We start from the raw sequence: 14,670 nt of genomic DNA, 5'->3' as shown, positions 1-14,670 counted from the left end.
ATTCAAGATGACCATTACGATTTCACGTCTTTACGACAACTATTCCGATGCGCAACGCGCGGTGACGAGCCTGGAGGCCGCGGGCGTGCCGCATTCGAATTTAAGCATCGTCGCGAACAATTCGGACAACTGGTACAGCACCGACAAGAAGGTCGATCGCGATGGGGTTGACGATCGGGCGGAAGGTGCGGCTACGGGAGCCGGCGTCGGCGCAGGTTTGGGCGGCGCTGCGGGCCTGCTCGCGGGCCTTGGGTTGTTGGCTATCCCCGGCCTTGGTCCTGTCGTGGCGGCCGGATGGCTCGCGTCGACTGCGCTCGGTGCCGTTGCCGGCGGCGCGACGGGTGGAGCCGTCGGGGCGTTGACGCAGGCCGGCGTATCCGATGAGGAAGCACCACTCTATGCCGAAGGTGTGAGGCGCGGCGGCACGCTGGTTTCGGCTCGTGTGCCGGATGCGGACCGCGCGCGATACGAAGCGATCCTGAACCAGTCCGCCGTCAATCTGCGCGACCGGAGCGCAGCCTGGCAGAAGGCCGGGTGGAAGAGCTACGATCCCTCCGCCCAGCCTTACGGGGCGGAGGAGGTCCGCAGAGAACGCCAACTCTACGGGACCGGAATGCGATGAATACCCGGCGGCCCGCACACCAGGCGGGCCGCCATTTTCTTCACGATGATCATCGAACTCAGGAGCCGAAAATGAGCCGCGGAATGCCATCGATGACCGCCCTCCTGGGTATGCTCGCAATCGCCGGTTACGAAAATCGGGACAAGCTGGCGGACATGTTTCGCAATGCGACCTCCGGTCAGCCGGCGGGTGCCAAGGACTCGTTGAGCGGGATGCTCGGCAATCTTGGCGGCCTTGTGGGAGGCGGCGGCGTGGGTTCGCTCCTGAACGGCGGGATCGGCGAATTGCTCGAGCACTTCAAGCAGAATGGACAGGGCGATGCGGCTCAATCCTGGATCAATCAGGGGCCAAACCGCGAAGTCACCCCGCTCGAACTCCAGCAGGCTATCGGTCCGGACGTTCTTCAAAAACTGGAGCAGCAGACCGGCCTGTCTCAGCAGGAGATCCTCGACCGATTATCGCGCGAGCTTCCGACAGCGGTGGACAAGTACACGCCTGACGGACGTCTTCCGACTCCGTCGGTAGGATAACATCGTAAGGTTCGAGGAAACATGAGCATCATCTCGACGATCATCATAGGATTCATCGCAGGCATCATCGCGAAGTTCATCATGCCCGGCGACAACGAGCCCTCGGGTTTCATCCTGACCACGATCCTGGGAATAGTAGGCGCGTTCGTTGCGACCTATCTTGGTCAGGCTCTCGGCTGGTATCGGCCCGGAGAAGGCGCAGGACTAGTGGGGGCGGTCGTAGGCGCCATCATCGTGCTTCTCGTCTACGGTTTTGTGGCCGGTCGCAGCCGCCGCGCCATCTAACCACCGTGAACGGAATTCTCCGCGTTAGCGGTGAATGCCCAGTGTGAAAGGTGATTGGGAAGATGAAATGGATGCTCGTTGTCCTGGTAGGAGGCATGACCCCGGTCAACACCGACCTGGTTTTCGACAAGTTTGCCGATTGCCTTGCCGCCGAGGAGCAGATGCGAAAGCACTACACCGACGCCTTCGAGGTCTGGGACCGGTGGGCCGCGGCCAATATCGAGCGAAGACGCGAATACTCAAAGGTGCGCGACCTTCAGGCCAAACGACTGCTCAGCAATATCGGTACGTGCGTTCCTCATGCGGGCGGCGATCCCGCGGCGCCTCAGCAGCAGAGCAATCCGACACCTCCTCAAACTCCTCAAGCCGCACCTACGCCGCAGCCGAGTCCGAAAACGTGAGGTCTGACCGTTCGGAGCCGGGCGGTCGCGAAGTGTTGCAGCTGCTTGCGAATCACTTTTCACTGCCGTCGGTAGGCTGAGCTCCGGCTTAGTGTCCGAGCGCTAGTGGATGGAAGCTGACGCTTTTGACTGACGCCTAAATGCACTCGAACAGGCCTGGGGCCTCCTCGCGCCGCCGCGGCTGACGCCGAAGGTTCTGTGGCCATCGCCTCTGTCGTCGATGCTTTAGCAGTTTTTGCATATCTTTTTCACGGTCTGGTCGACTTTGCTGTTCTCCCGATCGATCTTGACGTCACTATCGTGTTGATCAGTGGTCGTTGGCCGACCGATGCCGCCCGCGGCGGCCCCTTGGGTATTAGCAGCAGGCGTTCCGGATGAAGCTGCGGTTCCGGCAGCATTGGTGCCGGGGCTTGCGGCATTCGTGCTGTTTCCATTGACCGCTCCCTGATTGAGCCCGAATTGAGGAGTGGGAGTGCCATTGGCGATACCGGTTATCGCATTGGTGGTGCCGGTGGTTGGATTGGTATTTGCATTCGGGGCAGTAGCCGGCGGGCTTGCCGTTCCGCCCGAGTTCGCGGCGCCTGCGGCTCCTGTAGCGGACGGAGATGCTGCAGTCGAACCCCCTGCAGTCGAACCCCCTGCACCTGCAGACGACGACGCACCGCCAGCGCTTCCACCGGCAGATCCGGCGGCACCGCCGCCGCCGCCTCCACCGCCTCCGCCCCCACCTTGGGCAAATGCTGCGCAAGGGATGACGAGAGCTAAGACAAGTGCAATGCCAGAGCGTTTCATGGCGCGGCTCCTTTAGCGACCAAGCCACGCTGCTGCGTTTCGTTCCTAGACATTGGGTCGAGCCGACTCGGCTGGCGAGATTGAGGACCAGGCGAAATCGGCCGGCGGGAAGTGTCATTCGGCCTGCAATATTGACCCCCTAAGCCGGGGGATCGGCGTCCAAAATTGACCCCCTACAGGTTGGTCTGTTGCGCTGCCTGCTTCGTAACAAAGCAGGTGGTGGGGGATGCTGATCGTGGAGACGATTGCCCGGATCCGGCGCGAGCACTTCATCAAGGGCAAGACGATCAAGGAGATCGCCCGTGACCTGAAGGTGTCGCGGAACACGGTCCGGAAGGTGCTGAGGTCGGGAGAGACCTCATTCGAGTACGAGCGGCAGGTGCAGCCGCGGCCAAAGCTCGGACAATGGGCAGTCGAACTTGACGGGCTGCTTGCGTCGAACGTGACTAAATCCGCTCGTGAACAGTTGACGTTGATCCGGATCTTCGAAGAGCTGCGCGGCCGCGGCTATGACGGCGGTTACGATGCGGTGCGGCGTTACGCCAGGCGCTGGAGCAAAGAACGCGGGCAATCGACCGCAGCCGCTTATGTTCCGCTGAGCTTTGCCCCAGGCGAAGCCTACCAGTTCGACTGGAGCCACGAGGTGGTCTTGCTGAGCGGCACCACGGTGATGGTGAAGGCCGCCCATGTCCGGCTCTGTCACAGCCGCATGCTGTTCGTGCGAGCCTATCCGCGGGAGACGCAGGAGATGGTGTTCGACGCCCACGACCGGGCGTTCGCCCTGTTCAAAGGCACCTGCACTCGCGGCATCTACGACAACATGAAGACCGCGGTAGAGACGATCTTCGTCGGTAAAGGGCGTCTCTACAACCGCCGCTTCTTGCAGATGTGCAGCCACTATCTGGTCGATCCGGTCGCCTGCACGCCAGCGTCGGGCTGGGAGAAGGGGCAGGTCGAGAACCAGGTCGGGCTGGTCAGGGAACGCTTCTTCACGCCGCGGCTGCGGTTCAAAAACCTCGACGAGTTAAACGCCTGGCTGCTCGACAAATGCATCGCCTACGCCAAGGCTCATCGCCATCCGGAGTTGGTTGATCAGACGATCTGGGACGTGTTCGAAGCCGAACGCCCCAAGCTCGTTCCCTATGCCGGCCGCTTCGACGGCTTCCATGCCGTGACGGCGTCGGTCTCGAAGACCTGCCTGGTGCGCTTCGACAACAACAAGTACTCGGTCGCAGCCAGCGCAGTCGGACGACCGGTCGAGGTTCAAGCCTATGCCGATCGCATCGTGATCCGTCAGGATGGACGCATCGTTGCCGAGCACCCGCGATCCTTTAGTCGCGGCGATACCGTCTACGACCCCTGGCATTATGTGCCGGTGCTCGTCCGCAAACCCGGCGCCCTGCGCAACGGTGCTCCCTTCAAGGACTGGGTGCTGCCGGCCGCGATCGAGCGGATCCGGCGCAAGCTTGCCAGCACCGACGATGGCAATCGGCAGATGGTCGACATCCTCAACGCGGTGCTGACTGACGGTCTCCCCGCGGTGGAAGCGGCCTGTGCCGAAGCGCTCAGTCACAGCGTCCATTCCGCAGATGTCGTTCTCAATATCCTGGCCCGGCAACGTGAACTCGCCCCACCGGCCAACATCATGACGCCGGCCGCACTGACGCTCCGTCATGCACCGATCGCCGATTGTGCCCGCTACGACAACCTCCGGAGGACCATCTGATGGAACGAACCCAAATCTTCGACCTCATGGGCGAACTCAAGCTCTATGGCATGAAGGCGGCCTTCGACGAGATCATGGCGATCGCTGTCAAACGCCAGCACGAACCTCAGCGCATTGTCGGCGACCTGCTCAACGCCGAGATCAATGAGAAGCAAGCCAGGTCGATCAAATACCAGCTCACCATTGCCAAGCTGCCACTTGCCAAGGACATCGCCGACTTCCAGTTCGATGGCACGCCAATCAATCAGACTCTCGTCAATGACCTCGCCGGCGGCGGCTTCATCGCCCAGCAACGCAACGTCGTACTGGTTGGCGGCACCGGCACAGGCAAAACCCACCTGGCCATTGCCATCGCCAGAAGCTGCATCCGCGATGGCGCTAGAGGACGCTTCTACAACGTCGTCGACCTCGTCAACCGGCTCGAGACCGAGACCCGCAACGGACGGCAAGGACGGCTCGCCGAGCATCTGACCCGGATGGACTTCATCGTGCTGGATGAACTCGGCTATTTGCCCTTCGCCCAGTCGGGTGGCCAGCTTCTGTTCCACCTCGTCAGCCGGCTCTATGAGCGCGCCTCCGTCATCGTGACGACAAATCTCGCCTTCGGCGAATGGCCGAGCGTGTTCGGCGACGCCAAGATGACCACCGCGCTGCTCGACCGGTTGACCCATCACTGTGACATCGTCGAGACCGGCAACGACAGCTGGCGGTTCAAAAGCCGAGACGACGATCACGCCACCCGCGCTCGTCTCGCCTCCGCTATCCCGGCCAGCTCCGACGAGACGAGCGCTACCAGCAAACATCGCCGCGCAAAGGGGTCAAAATTGGACGCCGATGAGGGGTCAAAGTTGCAAGCCGATTGACAGCGGGAAGGTGCAGCATCCGTTCTCAAGGGAATGTGCGAGGACTTTGGGGGCGCCCTCTCAGCAGGGCTGAGGCCAGCAACCGAACTATAGGGGGAGACCAGGCGTTATCGACATTATGTCAGACGCATTCGACTACTTCCGGGCTTACGCTGTCCGCGCTCTGTGTAAGGCCCGATCTATGCCGCACGGCAGGATGAAGCATCTGCAGCTGCTGGCCGGGCGGATCTATAATCTCCTCAAGAAAGAGGCCGCTTACGGCCCGAATATGGAGCACCTTGAGGACTTCCGGGCAGCTCAGAAGCTTGAAAGGTCTCTCGACCGTCCGCCAGGCGAAGGTTCGGGCGCTGGGAGTGGCTTTGATCCGCCGAGGTCGCAGGACGCGGGACGGGGGGCTAGTTAAATGGCCTCCCTCGACACTCGTGGTGTAGCAAGCCTGCTGCGGGAATATGCGCAGCGCACCGCCTTGCGTGGCGGCAACCCCTACCGGGCAAAAGCCTATTCTCGGGCCGCTGACAGCTTGGCAGCCCTTGCCGTCCCTCTGGACGTGCTCATCGCCGAAGACCGACTGACCGAAATCCCCGGCGTCGGCGAGGCGATCGCCGACATCATTACCAAGCTTTACAAGTGCGGCACTCATCCGAGCCTTGAAAAGCTCCGGAAGGAGATTCCCGAGGGTGTGCTCGAGATGCTTGCCGTGCCAGGTCTGGCTCCGGAGAAGGTGCTGCGGCTCTACAAGGATCTCGGTATCACTTCGCTGGCCGAGTTGGAGGCCGCCGCCAAGGACGACCGCATCAAGAAAGCTAAAGGCCTCGGCGCCGCGCTGCAGACCAAGATCCTGCAGAACTTGGCCATCGCGAAAAGCGGAGAAGGTCGCCTCCATCTGCACCGTGCGGCCGCCCTGCTCTCGCACGCCAAGGATTCGCTTCGGAAGGCCCGGCCGGAGTTCAAGCGGGTGACGATCGCAGGCGACTTCCGCCGCGGCTGCGAACTCGTCGGCGACCTCACGATCGTCGCGGAGGCTCCCAAGACCGGCGAGACGCCGAACGCGCCGGCAGCGGATGGACTGCAAATCCGCTTGTCCGACCGCAACCACTTCGGCGCCGCCCTTCTTTTCGGCACCGGCTCAGCCGCTCACATCGAGAGGCTCCAGGCTTTGGCCGCGGAGAAAGGAATGCGGCTGGAGAGCGACGGGTTGCACAAGGGTCGTACCCTGATCGGCGGCGACGAGGCCCAGATCTATAGCGCCCTCGACCTGCCGTTCATCGATCCTGAACTGCGGGAGGGGCGCGGAGAGGTCGAACTGGCTCAGAAGGGCAAGCTGCCGAAGCTCGTCACCGACAAGGACTTGCGCGGAATCCTTCACGGCCATACGGATGCCTCCGACGGCACCGAGACGCTGGAGACCATGGCCAAGGCTACGCGCCAGCGCGGTTTCGAATATTTTGGGGTCGCCGACCATTCCAAGTCCGCGCACTACGCGGGCGGTCTCTCTGTGGAGGAGATCGCGCAGCAGTACCGGGAAGCCGACCGACTGAACAAGCGTTTCGGCAAGGATTTCCGGATCCTCAAAGGCATCGAGTCCGACATTCTGGCCGACGGCTCGCTGGACTATACGGACGACGTGCTGGCGCGCTTCGATTTCGTGGTCGCGAGCATCCACGGCCGCTTCAAACTGGACCGCAAGGCGCAGACGCAGCGCCTGCTGCGGGCCATCGCCGATCCTCATACTACCATCATCGGCCACATGACCGGGCGCCAGCTCCAGCGGCGGCCAGGCTACGAAATCGACGTCGAGAAAGTGTTGCGTGCCTGCGCCAAGCACGACGTCGTCGTCGAGATCAACGCTCATCCATGGCGCCTGGACCTGGATTGGCGCTGGCACCAGGCCGCCGTTGAGTTCGGCTGCATGCTCAGCATCAATCCGGACGCGCACTCGATCCCCGAGCTCGACCACATGCGCTGGGGTGTCGAGATGGCGCGCAAGGGCGGTGTCCCCGCCGACCGGGTCCTGAACGCGATGGCTCTTCCGGAGATCTCCCGGTACCTTCGTCAGAAGCGGCGCTCGCTCACCCGAGCGGCCTGATGCCGCAGGCGTTCGCGCTCTCGCTGGAGGGCACCGTGGTCGCGGTCGCCGCCGATCGCGGTCACCGCTTCAGCAAGCCGCCTCGGGATCGCATCGTGCTGGTGGAAGGCCATGGCGTCGAAGGCGACGTCCACGCTGGCCCGTTTGTGCGGCACCGTTATCTCGCCCGCCGGCCACGCCTGCCCAATCTCCGGCAGGTTCACCTGATCCCGTCCGAACTCTTCGCGACGCTACTTAAAGCCGCCTTCGAGGTCGGCGCAGGCGACCTCGGCGAGAACATCAGCACCGCCGGCTTGGCCCTCGAGCGGATGCCGCTCGGCCCCCTCATCGAATTAGGTCCCATGGCCATCGTCGAGCTGACCGGTCTCCGGACGCCCTGTGTCCTCATCGACCGCTTCGGGCGGCCTTAAGCAACAGGTGCTCTCGTCGGCGGAAACGGGCCCTCCGTTCAAATCCGGGGTGTTGGGCGTGGTACGGGCCGGCGGGATGGTCGCGGCTGGTGATACTGCGCGGATTCGCCTTCCGTCCTCCTCGTTTCGGCCTCTGCCGGCCGTGTAGAAAGACCCTACCATGGCCCGAAAATCGACCCTGCCATATCGCCTGCAGCCCATGCTGGCCACGTTGACGGATGCGCCGTTCGACGATCCCGATTGGGTCTTCGAGGACAAATTCGATGGTTTCCGCATGGTCGCGGAAATTCGGAGCGGGAGGGTCGTACTCTACAGCCGCAACGGAAAAATCATCAGCCACTCTTATGTCGAGGTCGCGAAAGCACTGGAAGGCGTGAAGGCCGACGCCGTGATCGATGGCGAGCTGGTCGCGATCGGGAAGGATGGCGTATCCCATTTCCAGTTGCTTCAAAACGCACTGCGCGACGAGGCTAAACTTCTGTACTGCGCATTCGATCTTATCTTCGCAGACGGCAAAGACCTGCGTGCGCTGCCGCTCGTCGATCGCAAGAAGCGGCTAAAGGCCATCCTGCCGCGCCACAAGCTGATCGCGTTCAGCGACCACCGCAAAGGCAACGGAACGAAATTCTTCGCAGAAGCACAGCGGAGACACCTCGAAGGCATCATGGCCAAGCGTGCCGACAGCCCGTATGCATCCGGACGCCGGACCGCCGATTGGCTGAAGGTGAAGACGGCGCAGCGGCAGGAGGTCGTGATCGCCGGCTTCACGGCGCCGAGGCGAACCCGGCCTTTTTTCGGCGCCCTCGTGCTGGCAGTACGCGAAGGGGATGCATGGCGGTACATCGGCCACGTCGGTACCGGCTTCAGCCACCAGGTTCTTGAAGAGCTTCACAGCAAGCTCATGAGGCTCAAGACTGGTAAGTCGCCGTTCCCGGCCAAGGTGAAGGATGAGCGGGTCACGACCTGGGTGCGTCCTTCGTCGGTCGCGGAAGTGAAGTTCTCCGAGTGGACCAGTAAGGGCGAGCTGCGCCAGCCGGTCTATCTCGGCTTGCGGTCCGACAAGAAGGCCAGGGACGTCGTTCGCGAAAAGAGCTGGTCGCGAAAATAGCGCCGCCAAGAGGCGTACGACCTGTTTAGCCCGCTACGCGCTCGGATGCCGAAGGCCACGGCGGCAGGGGCGGCAACCCGAGAGCCTTGCGTACAGGTCCGAACGACCTCCGGTGAGCTGCGCATGCACCAAGCCTCGCGAGAGCTTCGTAATGAGCCGGCACCGGGTAGCCCTTATGATCCGCGAAGCCGTAGCCGGGGTGGCGGACGTCGAGCATCCGCATGACCGTGTCGCGCTCGACTTTCGCGAGGATTGAGGCAGCGGCGATGCTGGCGGACTTGGCGTCGCCTTTGATAATGGCTTGCTGAGGGATATCGATTTCCTTCAACCGCTTTGCATCGATCAGCAGGTGTTGCGGCGCCAACCCCAGCCCCCGGACCGCGCGCTGCATGGCCTGGATGCCCGCCCAATAGATGTTGATCGTGTCGATCTCCTCGACCTGCACGAACGCCACACACCAACTCTCTGCCTTTGCCTTGATCTCCTTCGCGAGTTCTTCGCGAGCCGCGGCGTCGAGTTTCTTCGAGTCGTCGATTCCCATGATCCGGGTGCCGGGTTTCAGGATCACGGCGCCGGCGGAGACTGGCCCGGCGAGAGGGCTCATTCCGGCTTCGTCCACGCCTGCCACGGCCTGAAGGCCGCTCTCCCAGAGAGAGGTTTCGAAACTGAGGATCTTCCGGAGGCGCTGTCCTTCGGACCTGTTTTCGAAACGCCGTTTATCGATTAAAGCCAGGATGGCACGGGCTCCCGCGCGGGTGTCGGCGCGCAAGGTCTGCTCGACGCTGGCCTCGAGTGGTCTTTTCTCGATGACATAGCGCTGACGCAGCACATCGAGCGAATACTGGGACATAGCGGCCTTCGTAAAGACTGACTGTGGGGAGCGTGTCGGTGAACTTTGTGGCGATTGTCTGAAGTTCAGCCATGCCATCCTCATCGACTGCGCAGCGCCTTATCGAAAGGAACCGGGCCGGCTCTCATCTGAGGTCCCGATAGTCTGAGCGGCCATCGCACATCGCGCCCGTCCACCTCAGAGCGGAACCAACCGGTATCTTCATTCCTTTAGAAAGGAGCGGAGCCTCGGTCCTAGGGTGCTTCCGAGGGACAGGCCCATGCTCCGACAGACCGGCAACGACGAACAGGTTCTGGACCGCACGGTCGAAGTGGCGGCTACCATCGCGGAAGAAGGCCTCCGGTGCGTCAGCGACTCCGCGCCGGGGTACACGCGCAAGCGGAATGGAACCACTTTCAGCTACTACGACAAGGACGGCAAGCGCATCACCGATGCCGCCGTCATCCGACGCATCAAATCATCGGCATCCCGCCTGCCTACGACTCCGTGTGGATCTGCCCGTCGTCGAACGGCCACATCCAGGCGACCGGGCTCGATGCGCGGGGTCGGAAGCAGTATCGGTACCGTCCGAAGTGGCGCGAGCTGCGAGACCAGAACAAGTATGAGCATATCATCCTGTTCGCTGCCGCGCTGCCCGCGCTGCGGGAGCGGGTCGCCTCCGACATGAAGCGGGACGGACTGCCCCGCGAGAAGGTGCTGGCCACGATCGTTAGTCTTCTGGAGAAGACATTGATCCGGGTCGGCAATGCGGAGTATGCCGAGAAAAACAAGTCCTACGGGCTCACCACCATGCGCCGCAAGCACGTCGAGGTCGGGCGCGGCATCCTTCGGTTCGACTTCACGGGCAAGTCAGGCAAACAGTGGAAGCTTCGCGTCGAGGACAAGCGGATAGCCGCGATCGTGAAGCGCTCCGCGGAGATCCCGGGACACGAACTCTTCAAGTATTTGGACGAGGACGGACAGCCCCACACCGTCGATTCCGGCGACGTCAACGCCTATATCCAGGACATCACGGGCGAGGACTTCAGCGCCAAGGATTTTCGGACTTGGGCGGGGACGGTTCTGGCGGCGTTGGCTCTGGCCGAATTCAAGAACTACGATAGCCAGGCCGAGGCGAAGCGCAACGTCGTCGCCGCGATTGAGAGCGTCTCGAAGCAGCTTGGCAACACACCGGCCATCTGCCGCAAGTGCTACGTGCACCCGGAAATCCTGAACGCCTATATGTCCGGTGACCTCGTGAAGATGATTGATGCCAAGATCGCGCAGAAGTTCAAGCGCCAGTACGCCAAGCTCACTTCAGACGAGATTGTGGTGCTGGCATTTCTGCGCAAGCGTCTCAATTCTCTGAAGGTGCCCGCCTAGCCTCGCGTACCCGGTCTCTGGGCGCCTGCGTCCTCCTCGATGCCTCCAGGCACGCCTCGGCTGGTGCTCTCGTCGGCAAAAACGGGCCTTCCATTCAAAACCGAGGTGCTGGGCGAGGTGCGGTCCGGCGGGACGGTCGCTTACCGAGCGGGTTCGGCTTTCGTCCTCGCCATTCGCGCCTGCCCGCTCGGTAGAAGGACCTGTGCACAACTCGCAGTAATACCGTTCTTAAGTCGGACTAGCCTGGCCGCAAACAACGTAACGGCGGTACGCTTGGGGCTACGAGGTAATCGACAGTCCGGGACTATTGCAACGGCCGCGCCCAGCCGGCGGCTGTTCCTTGGCTTCGATCCACCTCAAGAGGCGTTCGCTCTCGCGCGTTCGCGCCCCTCACGACGACGTTGGCGGCGTTCGCGCCGCCGCTTGGCACGATCGGCAGGTTGCCGCAGCGGAGGAACCGGCGCTGTCTCGGATACCAATTGTGGAGCCTCATCGGCTGCGGCCTGTTGGGCCGGCTCGGATGCCTCCGGGCGGACTTCCATCAATTCAAGCACTACCCGACCCTTTGCCGTGATCTTCCAGCCCCCGCTGATGCGTTCTACTAAGCCTTGAGAAAAGATGTCGAGATCGGGCACCCGTGCGGCGAGGCGCTTGGTCCGGTCCGCCCAATCGCGGCCGCTGGTCGCCAGAATGGCCATATCGCGCTTGAGGTCATCCATGACGGCGAAGCCGTCCGGATAGCTCACCAGGATCTTCAGCACCGTGACCTGGAAATTCACGCCCGCCTCGACCGATCAGCGCCACATCGTGGGCGCCCGCCAAAGGGCGTCACGGCCAGCTGCGTGAGTTCGTCCTGCGATACCTCGCCTCTGGTCGCCGCCTCCAGTATCTTTGAGGCGATATGGCTACGCGGTCCGATCTCGCGCTGCGAAACGCTCGCAGACCTCGTCCAAGACCGCGTGCAATAGCGCAGTGGTTGCCGCATCGAACATCAATGCTCCCCAGAAAGCGAAAGTCCCACTATAGCCAACATTTCGCACGGCGCGACTCAACAAAGTTTCGATCGCGATAGGCCAAGCCAGCTGGTCTGACCGTACCTTTGCAAGATGCCTCCACGGTAGACTTGCCTTGCAAGATCGGGCAATTCGTAAGGCTATCTTCGAGATCAGGAACTCGCATGTGGAGACCTCAGCGATTTTATAGGCAGGTCGTTCTTTCGACATCGGTTGTCTTAGTTCTGGCAGCCGGCGCCGCGGCTCAGGAGGATAAGAAGACCGACGACGACAAGCCTGCCGATCCGGATACGGGTGAGAGCACCGTAGAGGAAAAGACGCTCGGCCTTCTTCCCAACCCGCTGCAGAAGTACGGCGTGAAGTTCGCTGCCACTTACATCGGCGAGGCGTTTGGTAACGCTTCCGGCGGCCTGAAACAGGGCGCTATCTACGAGGGCCGTCTCAACCTTGCGGTGGATGTCGATCTGCAGAAACTCGTCGGCATCGACAAGCTCACCTTTCACGCCAACATGTTCCAGATCCATGGCGATGGCCTGTCCCGGAGCAATCTTCAGAACTTCTTCGTCGTCAGCGGAATCGAGGCGCTGCCCTCAACGCGTCTCTACGAAGCCTATTTCGAGAAGCAGTGGGGCGCGAAGAGGATCTCGCTGAAAGTCGGCCAGCTCGCCGCCGACAGCGAATTCTTCAACACCAAATATACAGACGTGTTCACCAGCGCCTCAATGGGTTGGCCCGCGATCACGTCGCTCAATCTTTCCAGCGGCGGACCTTCGCCACCTTTGGCGGCTATGGGCGCAAGGCTACTGGTCAACGTGACCGACCAGCTTTCCCTCCTGGGTGCGATCTTCGACGGCGACCAAGCCGGACCCGGATCGGGCGACCCGCAGGAGCGCAACCGGTACGGCCTCAATTTCCGCGTCAACGATCCGCCGTTGCTTCTAGGTCAGATCCAGTACGCCTGGAACAACAAGAAGGGCGATCCCAACCTGACCGGCCAAATCAAGTTCGGCGGGTGGCGGCACTTCGGCTCTTTCGCCGATCAACAGCTCGCGTCGAACGGCGTCTCGCTCGCCGCTTCCGGTAGCAGCGGCGAGCCCTTATTGCTGGCAGGAGACATCGGTGGTTGGGCGGTCTTCGAGCAACAGATCTATCGCGTGCCTCACAGCGACGATCGCGGGATCGGTGTGTTCGCAAGGGCCGCCAGCGCACCCGCTGATCGCAACCTGATCGATCTCTACGCTGATGCCGGCATCGAGTTCATCGGGCTACGTGACGACCGGCCCGACGACAAGTTCGGGATCGCCGCGGGCTATGCCCATGTGTCCAAACGGGCGCAGGCGCTAGACGCCGACTACCGCACGTTGGTGAATCCAAATTGGCCCTTGCGAAACTTCGAGGGATTGCTGACGACGGTCTACCAATACCAGATAAAGGACGGCTGGTCCTTGCAGCCAAACTTCCAATACATCATCCACCCGGGAGGCGGCGCCGCGGGACCGGCGACGCCATTCGCCGGAAAGGTCCTTAAAAACGCCTCAGTATTCGGGCTCAGGACCACGCTCAAATTCTAGCGCCGTCCGCATCGCGGGCTCTGTTCGAGGAAGTTCAGGCTTAGCTCGTGTAGATGAAGACGATCGCGGTGGCATCAAGGCAACCGTCATGTCGGCTTACTTGGGGCGGATATCTCATTGATCCTTTTCAGCCTCTTCGCGCTCGCGCAAGCCTCGGGCAATTTGATCAACAGACGTCCAAGGCGCCGACGACGAAGGCTTTCACAACCGGGCCGAGCCCGCGTTCCATTTCGAGGCGGGTGCGGAACAGCAGCATGCCAGCTCGACGGCCCCGGCGGTCGTTTCCTCGGTCCTCGTCGCCGAGCTCAATCCGGAGCACGATTCCGCCGCGGCCGCATGGCCCCATCCGGCCGATGCGGCGCCGGCGGCTTGGCATTTCGGCGAGCAGGAGGCTGCTGGCCAGGCCGGACACCTACCCTTCCAACACGATCTGGTCCTTTGAGAGCCGCCAACACCTTGGTCGCGTCCGGCGGATTGGCGTTTTCCGGAGGCGCTCCCATCGTTGCGCCGATCACATTCACGGACCCGCACCGCCATCAGATGCACGGCCATCAAGAGGCATGAATGGGCGCAACTTCACGTCCGCCCCAAGCACCATGAATGAGTCATTGTAACCTCCAAGGTCATCCTCGGAATGCGACAGGAGCAGCACTTGCAGAATTCCCGATGTCCGTTCCGGGTCAGAAGCGGCGGTTTGGCCGCGTGCCCGCGATGTCCGGTCTGCTACCGACTACGGTCGCGCTGAACGCCGCCTCCGACTTCGCCTACGGGCCACGACCGGACCTTCCTTGCGGTAAATGACCGATCAACTGCTCGGTCATCGTTGCACGATCTGGATTACCAATTTGGACAAGGGCTTCGCCCCATCTAAAGGAGTTACAGGGGCGGAGCACGCGGCTTATTTGCCGTTGGTGGGAAATGTTGGGCCACCCGCGGGTTGTTAGGCAGGAGATAACGACGGAGGAAGCGCATGAAGATATTATCGACTGTAATCGTCGCCTCTGCCCTGGCCGCAGGCCCCGCCATGGCCCAGCAAGCGGCACCCAACCAG

Annotated in this window: 14 protein-coding genes and 2 pseudogenes; 12 read left to right on the top strand and 4 right to left on the bottom strand. The window is 62.1% G+C overall.

What is annotated here, in order from left to right:
• The first annotated feature begins 7 nt into the window (after positions 1 to 7).
• The 10 genes and pseudogenes from ACVWYI_RS12470 (at position 8) to ligD (ending at position 8,823) form a co-directional block, all read left to right on the top strand.
• Positions 8 to 622, top strand: coding sequence for a general stress protein (locus ACVWYI_RS12470; protein ID WP_456662168.1), 615 nt, complete (start codon positions 8 to 10; stop codon positions 620 to 622).
• A gap of 71 nt (positions 623 to 693) precedes the next feature.
• The gene (locus ACVWYI_RS12465) at positions 694 to 1,152 is read left to right on the top strand and encodes a YidB family protein (RefSeq protein WP_456662167.1); all 459 of its coding nucleotides are present in this window, start codon (positions 694 to 696) and stop codon (positions 1,150 to 1,152) included.
• A 21-nt stretch (positions 1,153 to 1,173) separates the two neighbouring features.
• Positions 1,174 to 1,437 carry a GlsB/YeaQ/YmgE family stress response membrane protein gene (locus tag ACVWYI_RS12460; protein ID WP_456662166.1) on the top strand — a complete coding sequence of 88 codons (264 nt, stop codon included), beginning with the start codon at positions 1,174 to 1,176 and terminating at the stop codon, positions 1,435 to 1,437.
• A 62-nt stretch (positions 1,438 to 1,499) separates the two neighbouring features.
• Positions 1,500 to 1,838: a hypothetical protein gene (locus tag ACVWYI_RS12455; protein ID WP_456662165.1), complete on the top strand. Its 339-nt coding sequence runs from the start codon at positions 1,500 to 1,502 to the stop codon at positions 1,836 to 1,838.
• A gap of 198 nt (positions 1,839 to 2,036) precedes the next feature.
• Complete coding sequence (locus tag ACVWYI_RS12450) at positions 2,037 to 2,216, top strand: hypothetical protein (RefSeq protein ID WP_456662164.1); 180 nt, start codon at positions 2,037 to 2,039, stop codon at positions 2,214 to 2,216.
• 640 nt (positions 2,217 to 2,856) lie between these two features.
• Positions 2,857 to 4,347 (top strand): annotated as a pseudogene (gene istA, locus ACVWYI_RS12445) (IS21 family transposase); the annotation flags it as partial.
• 8 nt (positions 4,348 to 4,355) lie between these two features.
• Positions 4,356 to 5,219 carry an IS21-like element helper ATPase IstB gene (istB, locus tag ACVWYI_RS12440; protein ID WP_456661642.1) on the top strand — a complete coding sequence of 288 codons (864 nt, stop codon included), beginning with the start codon at positions 4,356 to 4,358 and terminating at the stop codon, positions 5,217 to 5,219.
• Positions 5,220 to 5,622: 403 nt separating this feature from the next.
• Entirely contained in the window at positions 5,623 to 7,305 is a 1,683-nt protein-coding gene (locus ACVWYI_RS12435; protein WP_456662163.1) for a PHP domain-containing protein, read from the top strand.
• Positions 7,305 to 7,715, top strand: a complete 411-nt coding sequence (locus ACVWYI_RS12430; protein ID WP_456662162.1) for an MOSC domain-containing protein — start codon at positions 7,305 to 7,307, stop codon at positions 7,713 to 7,715. The genes ACVWYI_RS12435 and ACVWYI_RS12430 overlap by 1 nt, the downstream gene beginning before the upstream one ends.
• 160 nt (positions 7,716 to 7,875) lie before the next feature.
• Positions 7,876 to 8,823: a non-homologous end-joining DNA ligase gene (ligD, locus tag ACVWYI_RS12425; RefSeq protein ID WP_456662161.1), complete on the top strand. Its 948-nt coding sequence runs from the start codon at positions 7,876 to 7,878 to the stop codon at positions 8,821 to 8,823.
• Between the two features lie 25 nt (positions 8,824 to 8,848).
• Here ligD and ACVWYI_RS12420 read toward each other — a convergent pair whose 3' ends face one another.
• Positions 8,849 to 9,673 (bottom strand): ribonuclease HII, encoded by an 825-nt coding sequence (locus tag ACVWYI_RS12420; protein ID WP_456662160.1) that lies wholly within the window; start codon positions 9,671 to 9,673, stop codon positions 8,849 to 8,851.
• Positions 9,674 to 10,159: 486 nt separating this feature from the next.
• On the opposite strand from ACVWYI_RS12420, the gene ACVWYI_RS12415 reads away from it, so the two are divergent.
• Positions 10,160 to 11,035, top strand: coding sequence for a DNA topoisomerase IB (locus tag ACVWYI_RS12415; RefSeq protein ID WP_456662159.1), 876 nt, complete (start codon positions 10,160 to 10,162; stop codon positions 11,033 to 11,035).
• 356 nt (positions 11,036 to 11,391) lie between these two features.
• Here ACVWYI_RS12415 and ACVWYI_RS12410 read toward each other — a convergent pair whose 3' ends face one another.
• Positions 11,392 to 11,814 (bottom strand): hypothetical protein, encoded by a 423-nt coding sequence (locus ACVWYI_RS12410; protein WP_456662158.1) that lies wholly within the window; start codon positions 11,812 to 11,814, stop codon positions 11,392 to 11,394.
• A 15-nt stretch (positions 11,815 to 11,829) separates the two neighbouring features.
• Positions 11,830 to 12,027: pseudogene (locus tag ACVWYI_RS12405) on the bottom strand (hypothetical protein).
• Between the two features lie 185 nt (positions 12,028 to 12,212).
• Here ACVWYI_RS12405 and ACVWYI_RS12400 point away from each other — a divergent pair.
• Positions 12,213 to 13,619, top strand: a complete 1,407-nt coding sequence (locus ACVWYI_RS12400) for a carbohydrate porin (RefSeq protein WP_456662157.1) — start codon at positions 12,213 to 12,215, stop codon at positions 13,617 to 13,619.
• Between the two features lie 166 nt (positions 13,620 to 13,785).
• Here the strand turns inward: ACVWYI_RS12400 and ACVWYI_RS12395 are convergent, their stop codons facing one another.
• Positions 13,786 to 14,031 (bottom strand): hypothetical protein, encoded by a 246-nt coding sequence (locus tag ACVWYI_RS12395; protein ID WP_456662156.1) that lies wholly within the window; start codon positions 14,029 to 14,031, stop codon positions 13,786 to 13,788.
• Positions 14,032 to 14,670: the final 639 nt, after the last annotated feature.

The organism is Bradyrhizobium sp. LB13.1 (genome assembly GCF_054056815.1).
This window is presented reverse-complemented; position numbering and strand designations above follow the sequence as displayed.